Raw genomic sequence first — 248 nt, forward strand, 5'->3', positions numbered from 1 at the left:
GACAATACTAAGCGGATTTCTGTTAAAACACCGACCAATTCATAACGCTTAAAGCGCATATTTTTGACGCTAATCGCAGCAATGGGTTCCGCCGTCGCGTTTTTATTGTTATTGGTAATATCGACCAAGGTCATATTATCGATTACATCGACGCCCAAGGCTTCTAGGCGTCGTGACAACGGTAACTTTAGTGGAAAGGAGGTGCGATTGTCTTCGATGATGATGGCTGTTTTGGCCACATCAAATAG

General features: G+C 43.5%; 1 protein-coding gene. It reads right to left on the reverse strand.

What is annotated here, in order from left to right; all coding sequences use genetic code 11:
- The coding region (locus tag AAEZ03_RS28435) for a hypothetical protein (protein WP_350583314.1) at nucleotides 1-248 on the reverse strand (248 nt) is incomplete at both ends.

The organism is Pseudomonas sp. HY2-MNA-CIBAN-0224 (assembly GCF_040310285.1).
Taxonomy (GTDB): Bacteria; Pseudomonadota; Gammaproteobacteria; order Pseudomonadales; family Pseudomonadaceae; genus Aquipseudomonas; species Aquipseudomonas helleri.